Genomic DNA, 25,816 nt, shown 5'->3' with positions numbered 1-25,816 from the left:
TAATACTTTAAGTTCAATTTGTGTAATAAAGGGTTGGTGTGCTCAACGAATTAATCTCCATATTAGAAAAAATACTTCTGAAATATCAATGAGAATTAGTTGTTGCACCATTTAATAATTTTTTTAAAAACTCTGTATCATCGGGATAGGTCATCGGTAAAGCATCTAATTCATCTATTGATTTCCACGCAACTTCTAAAATAAGTTCATCTGGATCTTGCACGGTTAATTCACCTTGTATGATTTTCACTTGAAAATAGCGTAACTCAAAGGTAATTGCATGTTGGTCAAGAGAACCTTTTTTATCATAAATTTTAGAAACGACTTCAACTTGTAAGCCTGTTTCCTCTTCCATTTCTCGAACACAACATTCTTCAAATGTCTCATTTCCTTCAATTCCACCTGATGGAACACTCCATTTAGCTTCTTCGTCTTCACCAGCTTGAAGAACCATTAACACTTGATTTTGCTCATTTATACAGACGCCTGCGGCACCTTTCCAATGAAACATCGTAAACCTCCTTAATGTTCATAAATCATTTTCCGAGTCATCCCGCCATCAACTACGAGATTAATCCCTGTCACAAAATCGTTTTGGGGATCAGTTAAATACAAACAAGCCTTTGCAATATCCGATGGTTTACCAACACGTTTAGATAAATGTTGTTCATGATCAATATCACGTAAATCATTATAAGCTGTCGTTTCAATCCAGCCGGGTGAGATCGCATTCACAGTAATTCGATGTTCTGCAAGTGAGGTAGCAAGTGCATGCGTGATTGCTACAATTCCACCCTTTGAAGCCGCATACGCTTCCGAATTGGGTTCAGACATCATTGCTCTTGTTGAAGCAATATTGACGATGGACCCGCCACTTTCTTGTTTGCGCATATATACAGCAGCTTCCCGTGAACACAAGAAAACACTTGTTAAGTTGGTGTTGATTACGTCAGTCCACTCATCTAATGATAGGTCAAACAAGTTTTTAAACTCACTCTTCCCTGCATTATTAATGACGATATCAATTCGACCAAACTGTTTAACTGTTTCTGTCATTAATTTTTTTATATCTGATTCTTTTCGTACATCTGTTTTAATAAATAGACTTCCGACCAATTGTTCACTAATTTCTGTTCCAAGTTTTTCATTCATATCTGCGAGAACAACTTGGGCACCTTTTGCGATATAAGCTTCAGCTATACCGCGACCAATGCCTTGAGATGCTCCCGTAACAATAACAACCTGTGCTTGTACCATTCCGAAACCTCCCTAAAATTAACCCTATCGAGTCCACCATTCATTCACGACAATGATAATGATAACAACCGCAAATGCAATAATATAAAACCATTCTGGTACTCCACCAAAACCAACCATTATAACCACCCTATCTGTATGACAAAATTCACACATCTTCTTTCCTTATGATACCATTAATTCAGAAAAACTTAGGAGGATCAATCATGACTAAACTTCATGCTGATTTAGAACGATTTAATCCAGTCACAGTTATAGGGGCTGGAACTATTGGTCTTTCGTGGGCTACCTTATTCCTAGCACACGGTTTAACCGTCCGATTATATGATCCGAGAAGTGATTTACAAGAAGTGGTTGACCAACATTTTCAATCGATTGGGTCAACATTAGACTTGTTAGGATTACCTTCAACGGGATTTATGGAGAAATTGACTTTAACTAGTGACCTTCAATTTGCTGTAGAAGGTACCTCATTCATTCAAGAAAACGGACCAGAAAAACTTGAACTCAAACAACAACTCTTTGCCGAAATAGAAACGTATATTGGCCCACACGCCCTATTAATGTCTTCATCATCCACATTACCCGCAAGTGAGATTACTGCCAAAATGAAAGACAAAAGTAGAATGCTAATCGGTCACCCATTTAACCCACCATTAGTCATGCCCTTAGTAGAAGTGGTACCGGGTTCATTCACATCTAAAGAAGCTATTAAAGACTCCATGGCATTTTATGTTGCACTTGGAAAAGCTCCGCAACTTATACAAAAGGAAGTGTTCGGTTTCGTGGCCAATCGGTTACAGTTTGCTATGTTGAGAGAAGCCTTGTACTTGGTGGATGAAGGTGTCGTTGCAATGGAAGATGTTGATGAAATCGTCAAAGATTCGATAGGGTTGAGATGGGCAGCTTCCGGACCGATGCTTGGCATGCATTTAGGTGGTGGGCAAGGCGGAATGGAAGCTTTCATGCGCCATCTTGGACCAACGATGGAGAAAAGCTGGGCTGCGCAAGGTGATTTAATGTTAAATGAAGAAACGATTCAACGTTTAGCACAAAAATCACGCGCTTCTTATGGAGCTTCATCTATTGATGAACTCGCAAAAACACGTGATCAAAAGCAAATGGCCATCTTAAAAACACGCAATTAACATAGAAAGGCTGTCTCCAAATATGGGAGACAGCCTTTGTTTATTCTAATCCATTTATCGTTAATTCTTTGACAGGCAAGAACAATTCACCTGTATTTAAATATGTGACATTGACGACATCTTTTACTTCTAAATAAATTGCATAAGGTGCAACTTCCGTTGAAACAATATAGTTTGTTCCATCCGTTAAGCGGAAGGAAACAATCGTGAAATCTCCAACACGTTCTTTGTAAACACGATCAATCGTTCCATTCGCTGTTGCTTCCTCAGCACTTGAACTTCCATCGACACTACTTCCACCCCGTTGCAAAGCCGTCTTATATAGCTTCAAGGCTTCATTAGGCGTATTTCCATAAGTAGAAATTTCAGGATTAGCTGCAGATACAATAAAGTAGTTTTGCAAAAACCCATTTGCATCAAGTACAGGTGTTAACCAGCTTGCCTCTCCATAGAAGTTATATAGAATCGGCATTTCACCAAACCATTTTTTCTCAATGAATTTTTTCTCAACGATTTGCAAAGCTCCAGAAGAATCCATATAAGAGTCTTCTAAATTACCTGTATAATAAATGGCTTCTCCAGTTCTAGCATCAGTTAAGGAATAGCCAAGCATAGAATCTACACCTTCTTTTGGACTCGTAAAATCAGTGAAGTAAAACATAGAACCTTCTTCGTTGAAAATTGGGCTGACATTCGATTCTGTTCCCTCATCTGACGGGATTTTGACATCCTTCTTACCAAATAAACTATTCCAAAAACCATGTACATAATTACCAAAATAAGAATTTTGTACACTCACTACTTCAGGGGATACGGCTCCATCGATAAACGAAGGAACTTCTTTCAATGAATAAGATTTCACATCACCAGATTGTGGATTTACCACCGCTACTCCAGTCACTTCAAAGCCATTTCGTGCAGAAATAAATTTACCATATGAACGAATATAATGTGGCTTACCTTCATCATCTATTTCCAATTGCATATCTCCATAAAAAATAGTTTCAGGTAATTCTAAACGTAAATGACGTGCTACATTCTTATGAAAGAATGAAGAAGGTGTATACGTCATTTCAGCATCCTTAAACTTTGGATTGTCTGAAGAATCTGTTGCACTCATTGTAAAATATCCTGGTGTCGTATCTCCATTCATCCATTTAAAGAAACCTGAGAATTCGACAGGTGCAATGTAAACAAATTCTTCATTCACTTTTTGAATTTGTAGTCTTCCCAACTCGTAATAACTCGTATTCGGCACTTGACCGAATGCTTTTTTCATTTTATTACGCGCAAATTGCGGTGGTACACTTGCCGGTGTTTTTGTTTCGTCAAATGCTTCAATCTCTACTTCTTGATCCATAACTGCTGAATCGAATTTTTCATTCGCATTAAATAAAACAGCACTTAATATATATGCTCCAAACGCGAGAGCCGCAATAAATAGAACGCCTTTGACAAGTTGTTCTTTCCTTTTAGATATAAAGGCACCGAGGCCAGTAGCTAAAATGGCAAGTGGCCATAGAGCTGTTAAATTCCGATCTATATTAGTTACGTAGTAAAACAAAAATATAACAATCGCTAATACGATAGCGGTGCCAATTAATCCTGCTACAATTCCTTTTTTCTTTTCTGTTGGCAACGTCAGTGGCACAATTAGTAAAGTCGCAACTACTGCTATGGCAACACTATAAAGTAGGGTTAATCCCATATGAATTCCTCATTTCTTAGGTGTACTAATATTACTTACGGTTTCGCCCGTAAAAAGTTTCAGATCCCCGTTCGAAATCATTACTTTCCCACATAAACACAAAAAATAAAAAGTGATCGCTAGCTAGTAGCAATCACTTGTTGAATGTAGTTTTTAAAATTATTTGCTGCAATTCCTCGGATTTGATGATCTTCAAAGTGATCTTTTAAAGCATTGATGACACGTTGTGTTTTACTCGCATCTTGCAAATCTTCAATAAATACAGATATTCCATCAAAGTCTGACCCTAATCCAAGATGTTCAACACCAACGATTTTCGCCAAATGCACAAAATGATGCATGAAATCTTCAATGGTAACGGATTTCACTTCTTTTTTAATGAACAAAGGATAGTACACAAGATGAATATGTCCACCTTTGCCAACTAAAGCCTTCGCTTGGTCATCCGTTAAATTGCGAGGATGATTACATAGACTACGAGCATTCGAATGACTGGCTATGACATGTTTCGCTTCCTTTAATACATCCCAAAAAGACTGTTCATTTAAATGAGATACGTCGACAATAATGTTTCGATTGTTTAACAATTTTACTACTTCATGACCAAATGGAGTTAATCCTAAATGGGAAGGTTCGTCGGCTCCATGTGCTACTGCATTCACTTGGTTCCATGTTAGACCAACAAGTTTTACGCCTGCATCCAATAAAAGCTCTAACTTTTCAAGACTTTCACCAATCATATCGACACCTTCAATTGTGAGGACTGCACCAATTTCTTGTTCACCCAGTTGATCGAGTTGTGACCAATCTGTTATATGAATGATATCAGGATTTGGTGCAAGAATATGAGAGTGAAATAACTCTATTTGTCTAATCGCCGACATGAATTTCTTTGCAGGAGACAAGTCTGCCGCAACAAAAATAGCAAAAAACTGGACATTTACTTTACCGGCTAGAAGTCTCTCTTTATTCGCTTGAAGGGAAGGATCGTTATGAAATGACACAGGTTCATCCATGATCGATAATTTATATAAGACGTCACAATGTAAATCGATTACGTTCATTTCATTCCTCCAAAGTATTTTTATCAATCTCGTTAGAATAGAAGATGCATATACACTTCATCAACGTACCTCGAACCTGATTTCATTGCATTCTGTTCAACCCCAAAAGATACGAACCCTAATTGTTTATACAGTCGAATAGCTGGTTCATTAGAAGAAACGACTGTTAGATTGATTTTTTCTATACCTGACCATTGTTTAGCAAAAGAAATTACGTTTTGTAATAATTTTGTCCCCACTTTTTGACCACGAACCTTAGGCGTTACATAAACAGCAAGTAGATTGATTCGATGTTTTAACTTTGATGCTTGTTCTGCAGAGACTGTCATTGTTCCAACAAGTTCTTCACCAATGAAAGCTCCGATTGTCGCACTCTCTTTTGAGTCTAAATTTTTGGCTACTCGAATTAATGGATTCACGCGAGCCATTGCGTCAACATAAGTTGTTGCAAACGCTTCTGGATTTTGTTGTAGAGCTTCTAAACGTAATCGCCAGTACTCTGACGCATCGTCCCCTGTTAATTTTCGTATCTCCATGCTAATGCTCCTTTAATGAACGTACGATTATCGTTCCATCCACTTGGCAATCGATTGTTCTTGGGGTTTACCCGTATTATGTAAGGCGGTTATTACCCGCTCCCGTCGTTCTTTCGAATGATTTTGGCTCAACTTCGCTTTTCCCTCCATCTGATCAATGGAAATCGTAAAGCCCACAACACCTTTTGAAAGGTTTGCAATCATATCATTTTCTACATCATTTAACGTATAATTACTCGTTTGATCCTCGTATTTTAACGTTAAATCGACCATTGATTGCCAAAGACGCGGATCCTCTTCATTCATTATATGAACCTTCCCTTTCACATGAACCGTAACATAATTCCATGTGGGTACGGTATTTTGAGTTTCGTACCAAGAAGGCGAGATATAACAATGTGGACCTTGAAAAACGACGAGTACTGACTCGCCATCAAGGTCCTTCCATTGTGGATTACCTTTAGCGAAATGCCCCACTAAATGATGTCCGTCATTGGTTAATAAAAAAGGCAATTGCGTTGCACAAGGTTCACCCTCATTTATAGAGAAAAGAGTAGCGAAGCCAAATTCATGAATTATCTCTTCCATGTCCTTACGCTCCGTTATTTTAAAATAAGGAGGAATATACATTGCAAAACCTCATTTCTTAATCCTCAGTACCTAAATAACTCGTTGAAAGTTTTGTTTCTTTTTCTGTATCCACTCGATATCCTGCCGCTTCTGGTCGTGAGCTTACAACTGTATGCAATTCTTCATCGATGAAATGAAGTGCGGCTCCATCGTCTGCTGCATATCCGCTACTAATCTTCCCATCACGAATAAATGCCTGATACGAAGGACGACGATCTTCTTCGCCGTCATAATGTGGACTGTGACTGCCTCGAAGAATCCCTAGACAAGCGATTGGTTCGAGACCTGTGCCATATGAATCGGTAATCCCTTCTTCAAACCAACAAAGTGAACCCGCACTCAATCCCGCTAAAATAGTTCCGTTATCATACGCTTGGCGAATAATGACGTCTAATTCCCATTCACGCCATAACGCCATCAAATTTTTTGTATTTCCCCCACCAACATAAAGAATGTCTTGTTCCATCACGAAACTTTTAATGTCTCGTGTATGAGGTTTAAATAATGACAAATGAGTTGGTTCACAATTCTCTCCTCGAAATGCGTGATAAAACCGTTCAATGTATCCTTCAGCGTCTCCACTAGCAGTTCCAATAAAGCAAATCTTTGGTTTATCACTCTTACTTTGACTCAAAATATATCGATCCAATAAAGGATTTTCTGGTTCCATTGAGAAACCGCCACCACCTAAAGCAATAACCTGTCTCATTTACATTCCTCCTAGCTTGGAAATATGAACTTTACTTTATCTATACACATCTCTATAGATCCAAAACACTTTTCGATTTCTGGTAAATGATAAAATGTGGTTGAAAATTCAATATCCATCATTTCACAATCCGGTGCATAAAGAATAATCTTCTTCTTACCTGCAATAGCAAGTCCGAGTTCTACGTGCGTTCCTTTTCCGCCCGGTAAAACAATGAGAACCAATTCCGAATCTTCAATTGCAGCTTTTTCGAGTAAGCCAATTCTTTGTAATTCCTCAGCTGAATCCACTCGCTCATTCAAAGTCCAGTCATATGTTAGCTGCCACCCCATTTGTGTAAGTCTGTTTGTAAGGGTACGAACTTGATTTATATTTTGAAAACTCGATGCGACATAAAACTTCATATACATCCCACTTTCATTCTAAACGTTAGAGAATCTCACAAACTCGTCCAACTTGTCCATCTTCTAGCCGTACTTTAATTCCATGAGGATGACTCTGAGAATTTGTTAACAAATCTTTGACGACGCCTTTCGTTTTCATACCAGTACGTTGGTCTTTCTTTAAAATCACATATACTTCTATTCCTGGTTTTACATCTGCACGATTTTGTCCGTTTGCCATATTCATCATCCTTTCTTGTACTAATCTTACCATTAGAATAGACAAAGCGTGCACCAAAGTGATGCACACTTCTAGACTTTCAAGTAACTAAGCGGTTTTTTTACACCACCTCATTTTCAATCAATAGATGACGCTGTAAATATAGTTAATAATGTCCGTTGATATAGAGCTTGTATAGAGATGTGATATCGGTAACAGTCCAAAAATTGAAAACGCTAGCTCAACGAGTGAAATCTCGTGAACTAGCGTTTTTTTCATAATTAAATGACAATGGCTGCGAAAAACATCATAACGAATATAATCCCAATGATAAAGAACACTATAGCCGGAATCATAAGGGTTGCGAATCCTCTCCAACTTGAGAACTGATGCACCTCTCCTATCGATTGACTCTGTATGACAATCATCCATATAGAATAAATGATCATAATAAGGGCTGAGAAAATCATCCATATAATCATTGAGGCACTAATACCGCTTAGAGGATCTACTTGATTCCCATTGTAGGTGATAACGGAAGAAAGAATGAAGTATGGGGATAGCCAAATCGCTGGAATCGTTACTACTCCCATCGCTTTCGCCATTTCTCCAAATGTCCCTACTCCCCCCATCCATTTCCCAACAAACGTAAAGATAAGTGAAGATAATCCAACTCCAAGTAAACTTAAAAATGGACCAATCACTAAAGATGCTAAAATTAGGACCCCTAACTGAAAATTAAGAGTAGAACTTAACTCTCCGAGAGCATTAAATCCATTCGGTATACCTGCAATTGCAGCGATAATGAGTGCATATTTTAATGATTTATTCTCAAGAACATAGCGGATGGTCTTTCTCGTTGAAAGCCAAATTGAAAAAAACGGGTTCAGCTTTTCATTTTCATGAATGTACGTCGGTTGTTGCATTTTAATCCCCTCCAATAACTATGTATACGGTTCAAAAGTGAATTTAACACATCTTTTTAATGAGAAACTACACGTCCACGAAAAAAGCGGTAAGTCTCCACACTCACCCTTTTAATAAAGTTTGAGATTCTCATACTAATAGTAAAGATGTAAAATTCACTCATCTAATCCTATACTTATTCGGTAAAAATAGGAAGACCATAGTTAGAAAACAAGCTCCTTAACCATATGTAAAACACAAAAAAAGATGAGCACAAGGCTCATCTTTTACTCTATTAATCTAAAATTTTAATTGTAACTGTTTTTCTACCCCAGTTTAGAGCATCTTGTTGACTTGGAATGAATACGTCAATGATATTACCTTTGATAGCTCCACCAGTATCACCGGCGATTGCTTCTCCATAACCTTCAACCCATACTCGTGAACCTAATGGAATCACTGAAGGATCCACTGCGATTACTTTTTGGTTTGGGTTTGAACGTAAATCAATTCCTGTTGCTGTTACTCCAGAACATCCAGCACAATAAGCTGTATATGCTGTTGCTGTAACAGTCATCTCTTTAGCAGAAGATGCAGTTTGCGCTGCTACTGCCGCTGTTTGAGTAGTACTTGTTGTGGATTTAGTAGGTGTAGATGCTTGCGAAGTGTTGGTTGCGACACTTGCCGAAGCTACTTTTTTCCCATCAAGAATGAACTCATCACCAGGATGAATTAAATCACTAGATAAGTTATTTAAGTTTTTCAACTCATTAACTGACATATTGTGATCTGTTGCAATTTTATAAAGTGTATCACCTTGAACAACTGTGTAAGTGTTGATGATATCTTCAACTTTAAGCTCTTGCGATGGATATATAAGAGTTGAATCTAATTCGTTCCATTCTTGTAAGTCTGACACGCTAACATTATTGTCTTGTGAAATCGACCATAATGTATCTCCTGATTGTACCGTATGAACGCTAGATGCGGATGCTTGTCCCGCCGCTCCTACTGATAATGCTGCAATTGCAGTTAGTGTAACGATTTTCTTTTTCATGTGAATAATTTCCTCCTTTTCACTAACGACCATAAGCATACCACCCTGACATGTCAGAACGATTGCAAGGTCATGTGTAGGAGTTATCAATTACATGACAGGATTCGACATTCTGTTATATATGTAATATATACATAAATACCCATTTACTTCTTCTAAGTAAGGGCTTACGCATTACTAGGCTTAGTTGCTGTTTCTGAAATATGTATCTGCCATGATAGAATCGTCGTGCTATCTCGTACATGGTTATTTTCAATTTCAATCAACAACTGTTGCACGCCCTCTTCAATCGAGCATCCTTTGAATTCTTGAAAGATTGCAGTTGGATTGTTAAACGGTTCATTCGGACACTCAATTAAACCGTCCGTGGTCAAGAGAATGTGATTAACCCCCGTTCTCAATTCTTTAATCCCTCTACTATAAGAAGGAACTGGCAAATCAAATGTATTTACTTGCCCTATCCATTCATAGAAACTTCGTTGGTTCAGTTGAACTTCACCTAGCGCATTTAGTTCTGGATGTAAGACGTACAATAGACAATCCCCAACCGATAACCACCACGCATACTTTCCTTTTCGACCGACAAACAGCGCCGCAGTTTCACCAGTCAAGGCAGCACAGTCTTTTTTGAATTCTTTTTTATTTAAAATATTGAGCACAAGATCTTCAATTTCTTGAAAGGCTACAGATAAAGACTTTGACATAATTTCACGAATTCTTTTCTCTTCGTCTAAAAATGTGGCTACCACAAGTTCAGCACTTTCTGCCGTATTATGTGCATCTAGTAAAATAGTAAACTCCCAGTCTTCTTGCGTATTTAAGAAAACCAAACATCCATCTTCATTTTTGTATTGACCTGCCGTTGAACATCCCCCAAAATGTCCTGCTATAAGATGCTCGATTTGAATTGTCTTTTTTTCATCCACATAATCCACCCAGCTCCCAACCCAGCTATACGTGCTTAACATCTTGAACCCCTCCATATTATCTGATCATGCTTATAGTATAACCTTTCCCCATTTATGTAGTGATTTCAAAATCCACTCTAAACGACGATTCACCAAAACAGTAACACCCGCCAAGCGCTAGCGGCGGGGCAATTAAGATCTTAAAACATGGATTGGTGCTGCCCGCTTCGCTTCGGCAGCCTTTCCTGTTGGCGTAAGCCATTTACAATTACAACTGAGATGGCTGTTTTTCTAACTGAGATCGTCAAAATTCTAACTGAAACCTCGATAATTCTAACCAAGATTGCAATTATTCTAACTGAGGTGTAATTCGACATCGAAACTCACAAAGAGAGGCTGGGACAATATAAAAAACCGCCAATCCATTTGGACAGCGGTCTCAAGTTCTTCTATTCTCTTTCTAGGATAAACCCAATTCTTTGTAAGGCTCTTTCTAGAGTTGACTCAATCATGATATCTTTCAAATCGGCATGCACTTGTATAGCATTCATGGCCATACTCGGTTGAAAACCAGTGACAATCGGCTTCACACCAATGATTCCTAAAATATTTACTAGTTTTAATAAGGCACCACTTACGGTTTGATTAATTTGGGTAACGGCAGATAAATCGACGATTAAGTAGTCCAAATCGTATTGTTGACTTTTATGTAATGCAGTATGGATAATGTTTTCTGCTCGTTGAGCAGTGATTTCACCGATTATTGGTAAAATCGCAACGCCTTTCGTAACAGGGACAAGTGGTGCTGATAGTGTCTGAATATGCTGATTCGCTCGATCTAATTCCAGTACATAAGTTAGGATCGAAGCCATCGTTTCAAAAACTGCTATTTGCTTATCTGTGAATTCCATCGTTTTAGTATCGAGTCCACAAATCGTCCCGTAATTTTCTCCATTTTCATAATAGATTGGAATGCCGATAAATGAACCGCTCCCTAAATTCTCCGTCACAGCTAGTTGCAGAGATTTTGGATTTTGCGTGATATCTTCAATCAATAAAACCTCTTTCCCCTGGTCGACACTCAACTTACAATAAGTATCATTAAAGGGAAGTTCGTCACCTTCATTGATTAGGGTTTCATTTACATTAACCGCTTTTATAATTCTATTCGTTTTCGTATCATTTCTAGCAATAAACAGGGTATTCATATCAATGATATTACTCATGACATGTAAAATACTCTGAGCAGCTTCGTCAAAGTTCTTATACGTTTTCCCTTTTATGGCTAATAATCGCTCATCCATGTCTCCATCCCCTTGAATCAATAAAGTGTGTATTAAGAGTGTACCATTAATTTCAGATTCTCTTAAATTAAAGCCTTCCTGAGCATAATAAATCTTTCATCGTCGCAATTTAAAATCATTATTCTGCTATTTTTTGCGCAAATCATTTACACTAATTTAGAAAAGAGGTGGCCTAGTATGGCATTACATAGTTTTTATTTAAAAGCAGATTGGCCTGGTCTACGCAATGATGTCGGAACCATCGAAACTAAAAACTTACAAACAAAGGTTTCAATTCCTCCTGAAATGGATGGACCTGGGATAGGTACGAACCCAGATGAAATGCTTCTTGGAGCAGCGGCTACCTGTTATATTATTACACTAGCTGCCATGATGGAGAGAAGCAAACTTCCTAAAGTAAGTTTATCTATGGATTCTGAAGGAATTGTGGATGTCACAAATGGGGTAATTACCTATAAAAAAATAATTCATCGTCCAAAAATTGTTTTAAATTCTGATGCATCCATTAAAGATTTATCACTGGCACAACGACTTGCTGAAAAGGCTGAATCTTCCTGCATGATTAGTAGAGCTCTAAACGGTAATGTTGAAATTGATTTGCAAGCAGATATTCTCATTGATTCATGACTATCAATCCCCTGTATTATTCAAAGCTTCAAATCCATCCACGTCTTTTTAGACATAATAAAGAGGTGTTCTAAAAGTCATCAAAAGACTTTTAGAACACCTCTTTATCTACTAACTCATTCAAACTGTGTCCGCTTGAATCGGCAGTTGAACATTAAATGTGGTCCCTATTCCTAATTCACTCTGCACTTGAATATGACCACCATGGTCATTAATCGTGGTAAACACTTGTGTTAAACCTAACCCAGTCCCATCAGACTTACTTGAATAAAATGGTGTTCCTAATAACTTGAGCTTATCTTTATGAACGCCTATGCCAGTATCAATAATTTTCACATAGACAGAGTTATCTTTATAAAAATGTTCGATTCTAATCTTTCCTTCAGAAGGCATTGCTTCTAATGCATTTTTGATTAAATTAAAAAATGCTTTTAAAAACAGATTCCTCTTTCCATAAATACACTGATCTGAATCTCTCAAATCCAATTCAACTTCAATGTTATATAACTTATCTTGAAATAAAAACATCAATGATGTTAATTCTTTACATAAATTGATTCTCGTAATAGGTTCTGCATATAAGTCTGGCTTTGAAACTTGAAGCAAATTCTGCAAGGTGTCAATTGCCTTTTCAAGCTCGATTTCCATTGTCGTTAAATAAGGATGAGAGCTACTTTCTTTTAACAATTGCAAAAACCCTTTAACAGCAGTAAGTGGATTACGTACTTCATGCGCTATTCCAGCTGCAATTTGACCAATGGAAACTAATTTTTCTCGGTCATTTAAAAGTCTTTCAGCTTCTTTACGCGTAGAAATGTCACGTAGGACAGTTTGAATGCATTTTCGACCACCAAATTGAATGGGATGACAATACAATTCAATTTCCACTGAGGTTCCATCAGAACAGAAAATGGTTTCCTCAACTAAATCTGAAGGACTTTGATCTAGCATTCCATTTGCAATGCGATGTTTGATCTTTTCTTTGCTCTCTTCTCGAAAGACCGACAATACATTCATCCCAATTAAATCCTCTTTATTTCCTTTCAGAAGATTCGCTCCTGATTGATTAATATATAGTATTTTATAATCTGAGTGAATGATGACAGTTTCAACGGAATACTCAATTATTCGGGCATACAACAAATCATTTTGCAACATATCATTTGACGTGTTCTTTTCAACCAGTTGATTCATTAGACATCTCCGATCTCTAACCAATTCCCTAATAAAGTAGAGTAGAAAAATTCCATGGACATTATAGTAGATATATTGAAATAACTAAAATGAGAAAATTCAATTAATTTAATATAATTAATGCTATTGTAACCGATAAGTACCATTTTGGAAATATTTATTTAATGATTTTTAGCCTTTAGTCATAAATAATGTCTAATATTTCTAAAGGGCGTATATCGTATAGTCTTAAATTATCCTTTTCTACCAATATCGGCGTATAGGTTCCTCTATCTATGTTTGTTTGTAAAAATTCTTCTCCATCGCCTGTACCGAACTCACCTTTTATGTAATTTGCACGAAAATAATACTGAAGTTTATTATTAAATGTTAGAGTTGTTAGGAGCTTTTCAATTTCGATATCAATTCCTAGCTCTTCTTTTACTTCACGAATAGCTGCGTCTTCTGGCGTTTCTCCTTCTTCAATTCCCCCACCTGGAATAACATAATATTCATGGTTATTTCTAACCCTCTTTATTAAGGCAATCTTTCCATCTAGTTCTATAATTGCCCCACTTCTTTTTCTCATATATCCACGTCCAGTCTTTCTATTTGGCGGTTCTCACTATGCTCACTTCATAGTGAGACGTATTTCTCCAATAAAACGTTACATGTATTCAAAAAAAAATTCAAAAAAAAGCGAAGACCTAATTTGGTCCTCGCTTTTCTGCATTATTTGTACAAATCTTTTTGATTATCTTTATCAACGTCTTGCGGAGTGTCTGATGATCCGAATTTTTCTACGTCTTCAAAGCTGTCCTCATAATCACGGACACCACCCTCATCTTTTACTGGGTGTTCAGTCGACGAACCGAGAATCGCTTCTTCAGATGGGCGACTGTCTGTATCGAAGTCATGATTTGCGTGTTCGATACAAGTACGTGCCATTGGAAGTGCTTCTAAACGTTCGATTGGAATCTCCTCACCACATACTTCACATTTACCATAAGTGCCTTCTTCCATAGCTTTTAATGCCGATTCAAGTTGTTCAATTTCATCGACTTTATGTTGTTCAATTGCCATTTCTGTGTTTTGATCCGTTAAATCAGTTGCATTATCGGCCGGATGGTTGTCGTAATTCGATAACTCCGTCGTTTCTAAATGCTTGTCAGTATGTAAACGACCTTTCACATCTTCAAGTTCTTTTGTTAATTGTTCTTTTAGTTTGTTTAATTGTTTTTGTCTCATTATTTTGTTCCTCCAGGTTCTTTTCGCTTTCCCTATCTATTTCCTTTATCGAAGAAATCAAACCTTCTTTTCAAAATTCTGCTTAAAGATGTATGATGAATAGAGGAACTTGAGGAGGAACGCTTGTGTCAAAAAATCCCTATACACTTGTTATTGGCGGCGTTTTTGCTCTTTTTATTGCCATGAGCATTGGTCGTTTTGCTTACACACCGATATTACCCTATATGCAAAAAGAAGCTGGTTTCACGACGCAATTTGCAGGATTCTTAGCTTCAAGTAATTATGCGGGCTATTTAATTGGCGCCATTATTGCCTCTATAGTTCCTTTAAAACGGAATCGAGCTATATATTTACGATTTAGCATCATCATCAGTATTTTATTGACCTTATTAATGGGTCTTACATATAGCCATACCTCATGGATGATTTGGCGATTTTTATCTGGCATTATGAGCGCTTTCGTATTTGTTTTGGCATCTAGTCTTATTCTAGATCAGTTAGCAAAACAACGGAAACTCGGATGGGTCGGCGTCATGTATGGCGGGGTTGGTCTTGGTATTTTTGTTTCTGGTTTACTTGTACCCATACTAATTGAAACATTCAATTATGAAGGTGCCTGGATTGGACTAGCCTTAGTCGCTAGTGTTCTTGCAATTATCGTATTTTCAACAGTAACAGAAGACAAAACTATACATTCGTCTGGAGAAACGTTGGTTCCTGTAAAAACGTTTAAAGCACCTAAGTGGCTACCTTGGCTACTCGCTTCATATGGTTTAGAAGGTCTCGGCTATATTGTGACAGGAACATTCATCGTTGCAATTGCTGATCAGACTCCAGCTTTTAGTGGCAACGCAACAAATGTGTGGGTGTTAGTAGGACTGGCTGCCATCCCGTCGTGTGTTGTTTGGGCGTATTTTGGTCATAGATTCGGCTATATGCTGTCACTCATGATACTTTTAATCATTCAATCCATTGGAATCGCTTTACCGGCCTTATCTGATTCTTCACTCAGCTTTTATTTGAGTGCCGTATTATTTGGTGCAACATTTATGGGTGTTACGACATTAGCCACTGCTTTTGCTCGGAATAAAAACCCACTTAATAGCGCTAAAACCATCGCCATTATGACCACTATCTATGCGCTTGGTCAAATGATTGGCCCATCTGTTGCAGGAATTTTAACCACGGAAACAGAAAGCTATACATGGGCATTATTAGGAGCATCTGCTTTTGTTATGATTGGCGCGTTTTTCTTATTGCCTTTAGTTAAACAGGAAAGGATTGAACAAGAACATGACGTACATCAAACGAATTGATCATATTCAACTTGCTGCACCTGTTGGAAGTGAAGATCAAGCACGAGAATTTTTTCAAGGTATTTTGGCATTAGAAGAAGTCGAAAAACCGGAGGAATTAAAGAAAAATGGTGGGGTTTGGTTTTCTAACGGACACGTTGATATTCATGTTGGTGTTGAAAACACATTCGTCCCTGCAAAAAAAGCCCATCCTGCTTTTGAAGTGAATCAGATTGAAGAGTTTTCTTCGTTCCTTCAAGAAAAAGGGCTTGAAATACAAGTCGATCACAAACTACCAGGAGCCAAACGTTTTTATCTTCACGACCCTTTTGGAAATCGATTAGAGTTTTTAGAATGGGTTGAAAAATAAGGAGGAATTAGATTGCCTTATGTAAATATAAAAATCACAAATGAACAAGTCACTCCAGAAAAAAAGGAACAGTTAATTCAAGGCGTGACACAATTGCTGGTTGATGTATTAAATAAAAACCCAGAAACAACAGTCGTCGTTATAGATGAAGTCGATACTGATAATTGGGGTATTGGCGGAAAATCCGTAACCAATCGAAGAAAAGAAGAGAAGTAAAATCCCGTTTTACAGACGGGATTTTTCTTTTTCAGTTTTCACTCAGCATTTAAACCGTTCCTACAATCTCACTTCGCTTTTCTAAAAGAACGTTATCTCTCCACACTCCATCCATTTTGCCCATCCGCTCGTGTATCCCTACTAAACGAAAACCACAGGATTTGTGTAATTGTATACTGGCTTCATTCTCTGGGAAGATAACAGCTTTTAATGTCCAAAATCCCTCTTTCTCTGAAACGCGAATCAATTCAATTAATAGTTTTTTACCGATCCCTTTGCCCTTCGCTTTTGGATGCACATAGATGCTAACTTCACCTACACCAGCATATACGGGACGCGCGGAAGTGTAGAGCACTTTAGCAAAAGCGACGACTTCCCCATCTGTTTCAATAACCAAATGACAGTTTGGATGAGATGTTTCCATCCACTTTTCATATGAAGGAGCTTGTGTTTCAAACGTTGCGTTTTTCGAACGAATCCCTTCTTCGTAAATTTCTTTTACTGATGGCCAGTCTGAAGGAGTCATGGATCTAATATTCGCTGTCATATTTTTCATCTCTTTTCTTAGTTTTTTTAGTGTTAAACGGTATGTAAGAATTTCGAGAAATCATAATAAAAAATTTTATTGGAAATATAGTTGCATTATGCAAACGATTAGCGTATAACTATTAGTAAGAGGTGAACCATGGATAACAAACGTGAATTATTTCAAGTGCTTACACGTCGCTTTGGTCTTTTGAATAAAAACTGTTGTTCGGTTGGCGCAATCGATATCTCCACAGTTCATAGTCATATAATATATGAAATTGACAAACAACACGAACCTACGATGCAACAAATTGCCGAAACACTTGCTATTGACGTTACAACGTTTAGCAGACAAATTCAAACACTAATTAAAATGGAACTTGTGACAAAATCACCTTCTTTAAATGATAAGCGTTATTATGTGTTAGCCTTAACAACGCAAGGAAAGTTTATGGCTTCTACTATAGAAGCTTCTATGAACAACTATTTAGGCGAAATCTTTTCACATATGAATGAATTCGAACAAGAAACAGTATTACGATCCATTAAGTTATTAAATAACGCGATGTCCAAATCAAGTGTTTGCTGTACACCATTATTGTGAGCAAGAGAAATCTTGCTCATTTAATAAAACAATACTTGTAAAATACAAATTAAAAGGAGAGTCTACATGACGAACAAAATGAGTTTCAACATTTTAACGAATTGCTGTGAATCACCAAAAGATACTACTCAAGTTAGTCATTTGCCCGTTGCTATTATAGGCGCTGGACCTGTTGGGTTAGCAGCTGCTGCACATTTAGTAGACAAAGGTGAACAGTTCTTTATTATTGAGGCAGGTCCGCAAGTTGGCCACCATATTCAACAATGGGGCCATGTTCGATTATTTTCATCATGGAAGTTCAATATTGATCATGTTGCCAAACGTTTACTTGAAGACAGCGGGTGGAAGTCACCTGTATTAACTAGACTTCCTTACGGAAAAGATTTAATCGAGGAGTACCTACAACCCCTTTCACAATTACCAGAAATAGAACCTTATCTTCACCTCAACTCAAAGGTAGTTGCCATTAGTAAAAATGGGTTAGATAAAATGAAAACCGCAAATCGTTCTGATCAATCCTTTGTGATTTATGTAGAAAAAGAAGGTCACACAGAACGTATGGAAGCACGTGCAGTCATTGATGCTACTGGGACTTGGGGAAGTCCAAACCCAATTAACGCAGACCATATTTGGACGAAAGAAGAAATTGAACTCAATCATCATATTTCTTATGTCATTCCTGATATTAAAGGAAAAGACCGATCCACCTATGAAAACAAACATATAGCTGTGGTTGGCGGAGGTCACTCTGCCATTAATACCATTCTCGAATTAGCTGAACTTGACGATGTTCAAATCTCATGGATCTTAAGAAAAAACCGCGTACAAGAAGCTTACGGTGGAGAAGAACTAGATGCTTTACCAGCACGAGGACAACTAGGTTCAAGAATCCATCAACTTGTTGATAGTGGCAGAGTAAAAGTGTATACACCTTTCTATATTCAAAAAGTGGCCCGCTCCGAAAATGGCATTCAGTTAACTGGAGTGGTTCGTAATGAAGAACAAACGATTATGGGGATAGACAAAATCATTTCTAATACCGGCAGTAAACCTGACTTCTCATTCCTTCATGAAATCAGATTGGATTTAGATCCTGCTACAGAAAGCGTTACAAAGCTCGCACCACTTATTGACCCAAATGTCCATAGCTGTGGAACGGTCCGCCCTCATGGTGAACTAGAGCTTCGCCAACCTGAAGCAAACTTTTATATGGTCGGGATGAAGAGCTACGGCCGTGCACCAACATTTTTAATGGCTACAGGGTATGAACAAGTTCGTTCAATCGTCGCTCACATAACTGGAGATTTGGATGGCGCAAAACGCGTTGAATTGGAATTACCGGAAACTGGTGTCTGCAGCACAGGCATTAAGGGAAAAAGTTGCTGCTAAATTCGAGGGGGAATTATGATGGTTGTCAATAATGGCGGCAATTTATCTCAAGCCTATTTTCGTGCCTATCTTAACTTGATTATCACAGCAAAAGCTTGCTCCGCTCTATGCGCTAAACAATATATGCTTGAACATTTTTTCAAAGGCAATCCCAGTCATTTTGGACCTGTTTCGTATGAATCCTTTGTTCAAGCCACCAATGAAAGAGAATAAAAGTGAAGACACAGTTCAGTAGAATTGTGTCTTCATTTTTTATTGTCTTTTTCATTCCCACGTTTAAAATTCCCCGTGATCTTAGCCAGTGCAAGTTGCACATCCTTGTCTGTTTCTGCTTGCTGAATTCGTGCGATCAGTCGTTCAGCCTCTTTACCTTTCACAACTTTTATTCCCTTACCCGCATAATCAATAAAAACTGTGTTGCTTTTACTGACACGGTAAGAAAATACTTCTTCATTTAACCGATTTCTCTTATCAATATTACTCATAGAACTCCCCCTCTTCTTCTGGAACCTCAAATGATTAATGGAGATGAACACCTAATCCTTTTCTAATCAGATTTGCAGAAACAGGTGGTTTTCCAAGTTCTCTCGACCAAACGGATATTTGACCGATATGATGGATTTCATGTGCAATAACATGACGCATAATTTCTCCCCATGCCAACTTAATGACAGTGCCATCCGCTCTTGTTTCTTGCAAGAAATTATGTTCAAATTCACTTTCCCAATCTAATACAAAAGCTTTTACTTCTTCTTTGAATAAATCATTTAACTCCATAACTTTTTCTAAACTTTGATAGTCATCAAAGTTTTCTTGAAAACCCGGAAAACCTTTCATAATGCGAATCCAACTCCACTCCGCATCAATGATATGGAACAAAGTATGTAAGATTCCGCCTACTCCGCCTGTTCGCACTTTTAAAAGATCCTCTAACGGAACATCTTTACACCATTCAAACCACTCTTCTCGAATCTGCCAATTGTACTGAAATAACGTCTGCATGAATTGCCTCCTTTGACTTTGAACCTATTTCTTTACAATGATTTACGTTCTAGACGGACGCGTTACGCGGGCATGGCTTTAGTCTGCTCAGAACTGCGTTCTTCCGGGGCCTTCAGCTCATGCTATTCCCGCTGGAGTCGCCGTCTTCCACTACAATCTAGCACTAACTAATACATATATAGGTGAATGAACGTATACGAAAAATCGGTTTTTCATATAAAGGAAATAATAAAGTAGACACCTTTATAGGAGCCTGCAACTTCTATGTGATTTCAAGCGCAAACGATGAGAAAATGATTCTTTTCTCTTCACCTGAATTTTACTATCTACTTATTGAAGAGTTTTGGGTTTTCTTTTACCGACATCCGTAAACCTTTACTTTGAAAACAATATAAGAAAGAAGTTGAGAAAATGAATTCTCAACTTCAAATTGTTTATAAATTTTTGTCGTCTACTGAATTTAAGTAATCTTCAATTGTGCCAATAACAGATTCCACGCAACCTTCTTCAAAAGGTGATATTAAATTCGCTTCAGCTACAAGCTTTGTAAACGATTTTGAACCGCCTAATTGACATAGGTGTAAATAATCTTTCCAAGCTGATTCTTGGTCTTCTCTTGAGCGCTTCCAGAACTGGAACGCACAGATTTGAGCTAATGTGTAATCAATATAGTAGAACGGACTATTATAGATATGGCCTTGACGTTGCCAGAATCCGCCCGCTTCCAAATAACTATTGCCATCAAAATCACGATGAGGTAAATAAATGCTTTCGATTTTACTCCATGCAGCTTTTCGTTCTGTAGGAGTCATCTCAGGATTTTCATAAATCTCATGTTGGAATTCATCGACAGCAACACCATATGGTAAGAATTGAAGTGCACCACTCAAGTGAGCAAATTTATATTTTTCCGTTTGCTCTTTAAAGAAATACTCCATCCAAGGCCAAGTAAAGAATTCCATACTCATTGAATGAATTTCACATGCTTCAAACGTCGGCCATAAATATTCAGGAATACCGATATCACGACTTGAGTACACTTGGAACGCGTGACCCGCTTCATGTGTTAACACATCAATATCGCCTGATGTACCATTGAAATTCGAGAAGATAAATGGCGAATTGTATTCTTCAATGAATGTACAATAGCCTCCTGACTCTTTCCCGGTCTTCGCTTCTACGTCCATTAGTTTTCGGTCTGTTAAGAAACGGAAGAACTCGCCTGTTTCAGGTGATAACTCATCATACATTTTAGATCCATTTTCAATAATCCAATCCGCTGAACCTTGAGGAGTCGCATTGCCTGAAATGAAGTTTAACGATTCATCATAAAACTTTAATGAATCAACACCAATACGCTCTGCTTGACGCTCATATAATTTACTCGCCAAAGGCACGATGAAATCACGAACTTGATCACGGAATTTTTTAACCATTTCCGCATTGTAATCAACACGCATCATGCGGATATAGCCTAGTTCAACAAAGTTTTTATAGCCTAAAGTAACCGCAATTTTATGGCGAACTTTTACAAGCTTATCAAACAGGTCATCAAACTTCTCTTCATTTCCTGCGAAGAATTGAGTACTTGCTGCTAAAGCTTGTTTACGAATTTCACGGTCAGTGGATTCCCTGTACGGACCTAATTGAGCTAACGTTAACGTTTTCCCATCAAATTCAACTTGTGCTGAAGCGACAAGTTTTGAATACTCAGAGGATAACTTATTTTCTTGTTGCATCAATTCAATGATTTCTGGCGAGAAAGCCTTTATCGAATAATCAGCTAGATCAAACAGCTGACTTCCCCATTTTTCTTCTAACTCGTTTCTGAATTTAGATGAAACAAGTTCTTTGTAGTAAGCAGTTACTAATTCTTCTAACTGAGGAGATACTTCATCAAAGTAATCTCTTTCTTTTTGGTAGAACTCGTCCTTCGTATCAATGGATGCACGAATAAATGCCAAGTTTGCTTGTGTAGAAAAAGATTCTCGGAATTCATTAATTTTAGCAATAGCCTCACTTTGTTGTTCCATTGAATCTGCTTCTTTAAAAGCAGTTAACAATCCTTCAAAGCGGTCTTTGGCTTCTTCAAAATTCGGACGATTATACGTATATTGATCGAATGTTACCATTTTCAAAATTCCCCCTAGGCAAATAAAATATGTAATCTATACTAATTATTTAATTGTTCACTATATTATGACAAAACACAATGCTTTTCCTTAGGAATTCTAAATTTTTCATCATAATAATGAAACTTTGCATACATTTATAAGATGAAGGTTTTGATTAGAGAGGATGAAGTTCAATGTGTGGCATAACTGGATGGGTTCATTTCCAGCGTGATTTATCGCAACAAGAACAAATGATTGAAAAGATGACAAAATCATTGGCAAAACGCGGTCCAGATGATGAAAATATGTGGCTAGATCAACATGTGGCTTTAGGTCATAGAAGGTTAACAGTAGTTGACCCCATTGGTGGAAAACAACCGATGATAAAGGACCATCAAAACCGCAGATATATCCTTAGTTATAACGGTGAATTATATAATACGGAAGACCTTCGAAGTGAATTACGAAAGAACGGTCATACCTTCTCAGGCCATTCTGATACGGAAGTATTGTTAACATCTTATATTCAATGGAAAGAAAGATGCGTGGATTATTTTAATGGGATTTTTGCATTTGCTATTTGGGACTCGCACGAACAAAAGCTTTTTGTTGCCCGGGATCGCCTAGGTGTGAAACCACTATTTTATGCCGGACGCAACGGCGGTTTCATTTTCGGCTCAGAATTAAAAGCAGTGCTTGCTCATCAAGATGTTTCACCTTCGATTTCTACAACTGGATTGGCTGAATTACTAAGTTTAGGTCCTTCCAGAAAACCAGGTTCTGGTGTGTTTGACCAAGTCAATGAGTTAAGACCAGCTCATGCACTCACGGTTTCCCGCCAAGGATTGCGGATTTGGCGTTATTGGAACGTTAAAAGTGAAAGACATACAGATAGTTTAGAAGAGACAGCTGAAAAAGTCCGTTTTCTTGTGACCGATGCGGTCGAGCGTCAACTTGTATCAGACGTACCACTATGTACGTTTTTATCAGGTGGCGTTGACTCGAGTGCCATTACTGCGATCGCTGCTAATCATTATAAGCGAGAAGGATTAGGACAGCTTCATACGTATTCCATTGACTATGAAGGAAATGATACACACTTTAAAGCGAATGACTTTCAACCAAATGACGATACGCCTTGGATTAATAAGATGGTCGAAACATGTGGGACCACTCACCATTCATCAATCATTACACAGGACCAGCTCATTTATGAATTGACGGAAGCGGTACATGTTCGAGATTTACCAGGCATGGCCGACGTGGACTCTTCCTTACTTTGGTTTTGTCGAGAAATTAAACAAGACTTTACAGTGGGACTTTCAGGAGAGTGTGCGGATGAAATCTTTGGCGGATATCCTTGGTTTCATCAACATGCGGATTTGTTTGGGAAAGGGTTTCCTTGGATGCGGTCAACACAGGAGCGTTCAACTTTATTGAAAGATGGATGGCAACAAAAGCTGAAACTTGAGGATTTTGCCTCACAAGCGTTTTCAGAAGCTGTAAATGAAACTCCTAGACTTGATGGAGAATCTGAAATTGATGCAAAACGTAGAGAACTATTCTATTTAAATATGACTTGGTTTATGACTACCTTGCTTGACCGTAAAGACCGCATGAGTATGGGAGCTAGTCTTGAGGTACGTGTACCATTTGCTGACCATCGCTTAGTGGAATATGCGTGGAATATTCCTTGGGAAATAAAAATGGCTGGAAATCGAGAAAAAGGCATTTTGCGAAAAGCGTTGGAAGGACTATTACCTGACGAAATCCTCTACCGTAAAAAGAGTCCATATCCGAAAACGCACAATCCATACTATACTGACCAAGTTCAACTTTGGTTGAAAGATATATTAACGGATAAGAACTCCATTCTTCACGAAATCTTCGATCGAACCCGTTTAAATGAGCTTGTGGAGTCAAAAGGCAATGCATTTAAAACACCTTGGTTTGGTCAATTAATGACTGGTCCTCAACTACTTGCTCATTTAGCACAGATGCATGTGTGGTTTAAGGATTATCACATTCAATTGATTGATTAGCATCCAAAAGTCTTGAAAGGTTCATGTTAAACCTCATTTTGCTGTATCACGAAGTAGTAGCTGATTTTCATTGCGTCGGACGCTTTCCGGGGAGGCCAACAGGATGTTGGTTTCAAAGACGTTGCCACAGGACGTGGCGTTCTTAGTCTTTGTTCCTCTAAAATCCGCTCCAGGGTCTAAAGTTCGTGCTTATCCCCTCGGAGTCGCCGCCTCCATTCCAATCAGCACAAAACTTATAGATTTTAAGAGATTTCACTTCTGCGATTGAAACTGAGTATTTATACAAAAGAGTATCGATGTTTTAAACATCGATACTCTTTGTTGTTATTTTCTCATTCCAGTAAATATATTGATGGCATCTCTTAAAAATTCTGCTGTTCCAGGTTGTTCTTTGTCGTAGTACGCAGTGAATCGTTCGTCATCCACATACATTTGGGCAAGCCCTGCGTGCGCTTCTTTACTGTATTCATTCCAATAAAACATGAGCCACTGTTTGTGTAGTTCAGCCACTTCTTGTGCTAGTGCACTTGACGGGTCACCTTGTTGATAGGCTTCCGCTAATTTATCCGTGATTTCTTGTGCCAGTCGAGTCACCTCGTCGTGTTGTGCTTGACTCATGTTTTTTACTTTAGCATTCGATTTGTTTACCGTCTCATCACCATACTTGTCGCGAATTTCTTTCCCATATGTCTGTTCGTTATCATCGATTAATTTTTGTTTAAAACCTTCAAACTTTTCTTGGTCACTCATAGTCATCGTCCCTTCTTTCGTAGAAATTGTTTTTTCCACATTGGCAATCAACTGATCGAGTTGTGCTCGTTTGTCGAGGAGTTGGCTTCGATGGGTACGCAATGCTTGAGTAGCATCGAATGATGGCGAAGTGATTAGTTTTTTAATTACTTCAAGCTTGATTCCTAATTCACGGTAAAATAGGATTTGCTGTAGTTGATCGACTTCTTCTTGCCCATAGATTCGATACCCTGATGAATTGATTCTCGCCGGCTTGAGAATACCCATTTCATCATAATACCGCAGTGTCCGAGGACTCACTCCCGCTATCTTACCTAGCTTTTGCACTGTATATTCCATTCTGTCACCTCCTGACTCCTTCACTTTACACCTTTACGTAACGTCAATGTCAAACATCTTTTTTCTAATGAAAAACGGAGCAGTGTGACAACTTTAGTCACTTGTTTAATTGTTTGGTTTTCGTGAATTTTAGAATAGAGATGCTGAATCCTTGAATAGGGTCGATGAAATCGAGAATCACATAATCCAATTCGAGAATCAGCCGAACGAATCCTTGAATGCACCATGCGAAATGGAGAATAATCACTTTTTAAGCATCGCTGTAATGGGCATGTTCTTTCAAAGTTTG

At 38.0% G+C, this 25,816-nt stretch carries 30 protein-coding genes; 9 read left to right on the top strand and 21 right to left on the bottom strand.

Going from position 1 to position 25,816, the window contains the following annotated elements; genetic code table 11:
• Window positions 1–85: 85 nt before the first annotated feature.
• Both ACHUE4_RS04460 and ACHUE4_RS04455 read right to left on the bottom strand, forming a co-directional pair.
• Complete coding sequence (locus ACHUE4_RS04460) at window positions 86–511, bottom strand: NUDIX hydrolase (protein ID WP_394188181.1); 426 nt, start codon at window positions 509–511, stop codon at window positions 86–88.
• Between the two features lie 11 nt (window positions 512–522).
• A complete protein-coding gene (locus ACHUE4_RS04455) occupies window positions 523–1,257 on the bottom strand; it encodes a glucose 1-dehydrogenase (protein ID WP_394188180.1) in 735 nt (244 codons plus the stop codon).
• Window positions 1,258–1,463: 206 nt separating this feature from the next.
• On the opposite strand from ACHUE4_RS04455, the gene ACHUE4_RS04450 reads away from it, so the two are divergent.
• On the top strand, window positions 1,464–2,405 hold the full coding sequence (locus ACHUE4_RS04450; protein ID WP_394188179.1) for a 3-hydroxyacyl-CoA dehydrogenase NAD-binding domain-containing protein: 942 nt from the start codon (window positions 1,464–1,466) through the stop codon (window positions 2,403–2,405).
• Window positions 2,406–2,445: 40 nt separating this feature from the next.
• On the opposite strand, the gene ACHUE4_RS04445 is transcribed toward ACHUE4_RS04450, so the two are convergent.
• From ACHUE4_RS04445 to ACHUE4_RS04395, 11 genes are all read right to left on the bottom strand, one after another.
• Entirely contained in the window at window positions 2,446–4,113 is a 1,668-nt protein-coding gene (locus ACHUE4_RS04445; RefSeq protein ID WP_394188178.1) for a hypothetical protein, read from the bottom strand.
• Window positions 4,114–4,232: 119 nt separating this feature from the next.
• Entirely contained in the window at window positions 4,233–5,177 is a 945-nt protein-coding gene (locus tag ACHUE4_RS04440; RefSeq protein WP_394188177.1) for a dipeptidase, read from the bottom strand.
• A 32-nt stretch (window positions 5,178–5,209) separates the two neighbouring features.
• Complete coding sequence (locus tag ACHUE4_RS04435; protein ID WP_394188176.1) at window positions 5,210–5,713, bottom strand: GNAT family N-acetyltransferase; 504 nt, start codon at window positions 5,711–5,713, stop codon at window positions 5,210–5,212.
• Window positions 5,714–5,740: 27 nt separating this feature from the next.
• Entirely contained in the window at window positions 5,741–6,343 is a 603-nt protein-coding gene (locus tag ACHUE4_RS04430; protein ID WP_394188175.1) for an FMN-binding negative transcriptional regulator, read from the bottom strand.
• Window positions 6,344–6,359: 16 nt separating this feature from the next.
• Window positions 6,360–7,052: a Type 1 glutamine amidotransferase-like domain-containing protein gene (locus ACHUE4_RS04425; protein ID WP_394188174.1), complete on the bottom strand. Its 693-nt coding sequence runs from the start codon at window positions 7,050–7,052 to the stop codon at window positions 6,360–6,362.
• 11 nt (window positions 7,053–7,063) lie between these two features.
• Entirely contained in the window at window positions 7,064–7,456 is a 393-nt protein-coding gene (locus ACHUE4_RS04420; RefSeq protein ID WP_394188173.1) for a nucleoside 2-deoxyribosyltransferase, read from the bottom strand.
• Between the two features lie 25 nt (window positions 7,457–7,481).
• Window positions 7,482–7,676 carry a YwbE family protein gene (locus ACHUE4_RS04415; RefSeq protein ID WP_394188172.1) on the bottom strand — a complete coding sequence of 65 codons (195 nt, stop codon included), beginning with the start codon at window positions 7,674–7,676 and terminating at the stop codon, window positions 7,482–7,484.
• 260 nt (window positions 7,677–7,936) lie between these two features.
• Window positions 7,937–8,581 carry a YIP1 family protein gene (locus ACHUE4_RS04410; RefSeq protein ID WP_394188171.1) on the bottom strand — a complete coding sequence of 215 codons (645 nt, stop codon included), beginning with the start codon at window positions 8,579–8,581 and terminating at the stop codon, window positions 7,937–7,939.
• Window positions 8,582–8,856: 275 nt separating this feature from the next.
• Window positions 8,857–9,618, bottom strand: a complete 762-nt coding sequence (locus ACHUE4_RS04405; RefSeq protein WP_394188170.1) for a 3D domain-containing protein — start codon at window positions 9,616–9,618, stop codon at window positions 8,857–8,859.
• Between the two features lie 167 nt (window positions 9,619–9,785).
• A complete protein-coding gene (locus ACHUE4_RS04400) occupies window positions 9,786–10,586 on the bottom strand; it encodes a protein phosphatase 2C domain-containing protein (protein WP_394188169.1) in 801 nt (266 codons plus the stop codon).
• Window positions 10,587–10,975: 389 nt separating this feature from the next.
• A complete protein-coding gene (locus ACHUE4_RS04395) occupies window positions 10,976–11,830 on the bottom strand; it encodes a GAF domain-containing protein (protein ID WP_394188168.1) in 855 nt (284 codons plus the stop codon).
• 177 nt (window positions 11,831–12,007) lie between these two features.
• On the opposite strand from ACHUE4_RS04395, the gene ACHUE4_RS04390 reads away from it, so the two are divergent.
• Window positions 12,008–12,457, top strand: coding sequence for an OsmC family protein (locus ACHUE4_RS04390; protein WP_394188167.1), 450 nt, complete (start codon window positions 12,008–12,010; stop codon window positions 12,455–12,457).
• A gap of 120 nt (window positions 12,458–12,577) precedes the next feature.
• Here ACHUE4_RS04390 and ACHUE4_RS04385 read toward each other — a convergent pair whose 3' ends face one another.
• The 3 genes from ACHUE4_RS04385 to ACHUE4_RS04375 all read right to left on the bottom strand — a co-directional run bounded on the left by ACHUE4_RS04385 (window position 12,578) and on the right by ACHUE4_RS04375 (window position 14,878).
• A complete protein-coding gene (locus ACHUE4_RS04385; RefSeq protein ID WP_394188166.1) occupies window positions 12,578–13,651 on the bottom strand; it encodes an ATP-binding protein in 1,074 nt (357 codons plus the stop codon).
• Window positions 13,652–13,829: 178 nt separating this feature from the next.
• Window positions 13,830–14,219, bottom strand: a complete 390-nt coding sequence (locus ACHUE4_RS04380; RefSeq protein ID WP_394188165.1) for an NUDIX hydrolase — start codon at window positions 14,217–14,219, stop codon at window positions 13,830–13,832.
• Window positions 14,220–14,362: 143 nt separating this feature from the next.
• Window positions 14,363–14,878 (bottom strand): TraR/DksA C4-type zinc finger protein, encoded by a 516-nt coding sequence (locus ACHUE4_RS04375; RefSeq protein WP_394188164.1) that lies wholly within the window; start codon window positions 14,876–14,878, stop codon window positions 14,363–14,365.
• Between the two features lie 125 nt (window positions 14,879–15,003).
• Here ACHUE4_RS04375 and ACHUE4_RS04370 point away from each other — a divergent pair, with 125 nt between their 5' ends.
• The 3 genes from ACHUE4_RS04370 to ACHUE4_RS04360 are packed head-to-tail and all read left to right on the top strand — an operon-like array spanning window position 15,004 to window position 16,759.
• Window positions 15,004–16,194, top strand: coding sequence for a YbfB/YjiJ family MFS transporter (locus ACHUE4_RS04370; RefSeq protein ID WP_394188163.1), 1,191 nt, complete (start codon window positions 15,004–15,006; stop codon window positions 16,192–16,194).
• Window positions 16,172–16,543 carry a VOC family protein gene (locus ACHUE4_RS04365; protein WP_394188162.1) on the top strand — a complete coding sequence of 124 codons (372 nt, stop codon included), beginning with the start codon at window positions 16,172–16,174 and terminating at the stop codon, window positions 16,541–16,543. Before ACHUE4_RS04370 ends, ACHUE4_RS04365 begins: the two co-directional genes overlap by 23 nt.
• Before the next feature lie 12 nt (window positions 16,544–16,555).
• Window positions 16,556–16,759 carry a 2-hydroxymuconate tautomerase family protein gene (locus ACHUE4_RS04360; RefSeq protein WP_394188161.1) on the top strand — a complete coding sequence of 68 codons (204 nt, stop codon included), beginning with the start codon at window positions 16,556–16,558 and terminating at the stop codon, window positions 16,757–16,759.
• Between the two features lie 49 nt (window positions 16,760–16,808).
• On the opposite strand, the gene ACHUE4_RS04355 is transcribed toward ACHUE4_RS04360, so the two are convergent.
• Window positions 16,809–17,306 carry a GNAT family N-acetyltransferase gene (locus ACHUE4_RS04355; protein WP_394188160.1) on the bottom strand — a complete coding sequence of 166 codons (498 nt, stop codon included), beginning with the start codon at window positions 17,304–17,306 and terminating at the stop codon, window positions 16,809–16,811.
• A gap of 138 nt (window positions 17,307–17,444) precedes the next feature.
• Here ACHUE4_RS04355 and ACHUE4_RS04350 point away from each other — a divergent pair, with 138 nt between their 5' ends.
• The 3 genes from ACHUE4_RS04350 to ACHUE4_RS04340 all read left to right on the top strand — a co-directional run bounded on the left by ACHUE4_RS04350 (window position 17,445) and on the right by ACHUE4_RS04340 (window position 19,493).
• Window positions 17,445–17,891, top strand: a complete 447-nt coding sequence (locus tag ACHUE4_RS04350; protein WP_394188159.1) for a MarR family winged helix-turn-helix transcriptional regulator — start codon at window positions 17,445–17,447, stop codon at window positions 17,889–17,891.
• A 66-nt stretch (window positions 17,892–17,957) separates the two neighbouring features.
• Window positions 17,958–19,280 (top strand): NAD(P)-binding domain-containing protein, encoded by a 1,323-nt coding sequence (locus ACHUE4_RS04345; RefSeq protein ID WP_394188158.1) that lies wholly within the window; start codon window positions 17,958–17,960, stop codon window positions 19,278–19,280.
• A gap of 18 nt (window positions 19,281–19,298) precedes the next feature.
• The gene (locus ACHUE4_RS04340) at window positions 19,299–19,493 is read left to right on the top strand and encodes a hypothetical protein (protein ID WP_394188157.1); all 195 of its coding nucleotides are present in this window, start codon (window positions 19,299–19,301) and stop codon (window positions 19,491–19,493) included.
• A 32-nt stretch (window positions 19,494–19,525) separates the two neighbouring features.
• Here ACHUE4_RS04340 and ACHUE4_RS04335 read toward each other — a convergent pair whose 3' ends face one another.
• From ACHUE4_RS04335 to ACHUE4_RS04325, 3 genes are all read right to left on the bottom strand, one after another.
• Window positions 19,526–19,765, bottom strand: a complete 240-nt coding sequence (locus tag ACHUE4_RS04335; protein ID WP_394188156.1) for a hypothetical protein — start codon at window positions 19,763–19,765, stop codon at window positions 19,526–19,528.
• A gap of 34 nt (window positions 19,766–19,799) precedes the next feature.
• Window positions 19,800–20,282, bottom strand: a complete 483-nt coding sequence (locus ACHUE4_RS04330) for a DinB family protein (protein WP_394188155.1) — start codon at window positions 20,280–20,282, stop codon at window positions 19,800–19,802.
• A gap of 434 nt (window positions 20,283–20,716) precedes the next feature.
• Window positions 20,717–22,414, bottom strand: coding sequence for a M3 family oligoendopeptidase (locus ACHUE4_RS04325; protein ID WP_394188154.1), 1,698 nt, complete (start codon window positions 22,412–22,414; stop codon window positions 20,717–20,719).
• Window positions 22,415–22,590: 176 nt separating this feature from the next.
• On the opposite strand from ACHUE4_RS04325, the gene asnB reads away from it, so the two are divergent.
• Complete coding sequence (gene asnB, locus ACHUE4_RS04320; protein WP_394188153.1) at window positions 22,591–24,438, top strand: asparagine synthase (glutamine-hydrolyzing); 1,848 nt, start codon at window positions 22,591–22,593, stop codon at window positions 24,436–24,438.
• A 324-nt stretch (window positions 24,439–24,762) separates the two neighbouring features.
• On the opposite strand, the gene ACHUE4_RS04315 is transcribed toward asnB, so the two are convergent.
• Window positions 24,763–25,527, bottom strand: coding sequence for a MerR family transcriptional regulator (locus ACHUE4_RS04315; protein WP_394188152.1), 765 nt, complete (start codon window positions 25,525–25,527; stop codon window positions 24,763–24,765).
• Between the last annotated feature and the right edge of the window lie 289 nt (window positions 25,528–25,816).

Source organism: Paenisporosarcina quisquiliarum (genome assembly GCF_043641925.1).
Classification (GTDB): domain Bacteria; phylum Bacillota; class Bacilli; order Bacillales_A; family Planococcaceae; genus Paenisporosarcina; species Paenisporosarcina quisquiliarum_A.
This window is presented reverse-complemented; position numbering and strand designations above follow the sequence as displayed.

Bases quoted from the DNA above. Each gene is read 5' to 3' on its own strand.
- ACHUE4_RS04460 (WP_394188181.1), bottom strand. From the start codon at position 511: ATGTTTCATTGGAAAGGTGCCGCAGGCGTCTGTATAAATGAGCAAAAT.
- ACHUE4_RS04455 (WP_394188180.1), bottom strand. From the start codon at position 1,257: ATGGTACAAGCACAGGTTGTTATTGTTACGGGAGCATCTCAAGGCATT.
- ACHUE4_RS04450 (WP_394188179.1), top strand. From the start codon at position 1,464: ATGACTAAACTTCATGCTGATTTAGAACGATTTAATCCAGTCACAGTT.
- ACHUE4_RS04445 (WP_394188178.1), bottom strand. From the start codon at position 4,113: ATGGGATTAACCCTACTTTATAGTGTTGCCATAGCAGTAGTTGCGACT.
- ACHUE4_RS04440 (WP_394188177.1), bottom strand. From the start codon at position 5,177: ATGAACGTAATCGATTTACATTGTGACGTCTTATATAAATTATCGATC.
- ACHUE4_RS04435 (WP_394188176.1), bottom strand. From the start codon at position 5,713: ATGGAGATACGAAAATTAACAGGGGACGATGCGTCAGAGTACTGGCGA.
- ACHUE4_RS04430 (WP_394188175.1), bottom strand. From the start codon at position 6,343: ATGTATATTCCTCCTTATTTTAAAATAACGGAGCGTAAGGACATGGAA.
- ACHUE4_RS04425 (WP_394188174.1), bottom strand. From the start codon at position 7,052: ATGAGACAGGTTATTGCTTTAGGTGGTGGCGGTTTCTCAATGGAACCA.
- ACHUE4_RS04420 (WP_394188173.1), bottom strand. From the start codon at position 7,456: ATGAAGTTTTATGTCGCATCGAGTTTTCAAAATATAAATCAAGTTCGT.
- ACHUE4_RS04415 (WP_394188172.1), bottom strand. From the start codon at position 7,676: ATGGCAAACGGACAAAATCGTGCAGATGTAAAACCAGGAATAGAAGTA.
- ACHUE4_RS04410 (WP_394188171.1), bottom strand. From the start codon at position 8,581: ATGCAACAACCGACGTACATTCATGAAAATGAAAAGCTGAACCCGTTT.
- ACHUE4_RS04405 (WP_394188170.1), bottom strand. From the start codon at position 9,618: ATGAAAAAGAAAATCGTTACACTAACTGCAATTGCAGCATTATCAGTA.
- ACHUE4_RS04400 (WP_394188169.1), bottom strand. From the start codon at position 10,586: ATGTTAAGCACGTATAGCTGGGTTGGGAGCTGGGTGGATTATGTGGAT.
- ACHUE4_RS04395 (WP_394188168.1), bottom strand. From the start codon at position 11,830: ATGGATGAGCGATTATTAGCCATAAAAGGGAAAACGTATAAGAACTTT.
- ACHUE4_RS04390 (WP_394188167.1), top strand. From the start codon at position 12,008: ATGGCATTACATAGTTTTTATTTAAAAGCAGATTGGCCTGGTCTACGC.
- ACHUE4_RS04385 (WP_394188166.1), bottom strand. From the start codon at position 13,651: ATGAATCAACTGGTTGAAAAGAACACGTCAAATGATATGTTGCAAAAT.
- ACHUE4_RS04380 (WP_394188165.1), bottom strand. From the start codon at position 14,219: ATGAGAAAAAGAAGTGGGGCAATTATAGAACTAGATGGAAAGATTGCC.
- ACHUE4_RS04375 (WP_394188164.1), bottom strand. From the start codon at position 14,878: ATGAGACAAAAACAATTAAACAAACTAAAAGAACAATTAACAAAAGAA.
- ACHUE4_RS04365 (WP_394188162.1), top strand. From the start codon at position 16,172: ATGACGTACATCAAACGAATTGATCATATTCAACTTGCTGCACCTGTT.
- ACHUE4_RS04355 (WP_394188160.1), bottom strand. From the start codon at position 17,306: ATGACAGCGAATATTAGATCCATGACTCCTTCAGACTGGCCATCAGTA.
- ACHUE4_RS04350 (WP_394188159.1), top strand. From the start codon at position 17,445: ATGGATAACAAACGTGAATTATTTCAAGTGCTTACACGTCGCTTTGGT.
- ACHUE4_RS04345 (WP_394188158.1), top strand. From the start codon at position 17,958: ATGACGAACAAAATGAGTTTCAACATTTTAACGAATTGCTGTGAATCA.
- ACHUE4_RS04340 (WP_394188157.1), top strand. From the start codon at position 19,299: ATGGTTGTCAATAATGGCGGCAATTTATCTCAAGCCTATTTTCGTGCC.
- ACHUE4_RS04335 (WP_394188156.1), bottom strand. From the start codon at position 19,765: ATGAGTAATATTGATAAGAGAAATCGGTTAAATGAAGAAGTATTTTCT.
- ACHUE4_RS04330 (WP_394188155.1), bottom strand. From the start codon at position 20,282: ATGCAGACGTTATTTCAGTACAATTGGCAGATTCGAGAAGAGTGGTTT.
- ACHUE4_RS04325 (WP_394188154.1), bottom strand. From the start codon at position 22,414: ATGGTAACATTCGATCAATATACGTATAATCGTCCGAATTTTGAAGAA.
- asnB (WP_394188153.1), top strand. From the start codon at position 22,591: ATGTGTGGCATAACTGGATGGGTTCATTTCCAGCGTGATTTATCGCAA.
- ACHUE4_RS04315 (WP_394188152.1), bottom strand. From the start codon at position 25,527: ATGGAATATACAGTGCAAAAGCTAGGTAAGATAGCGGGAGTGAGTCCT.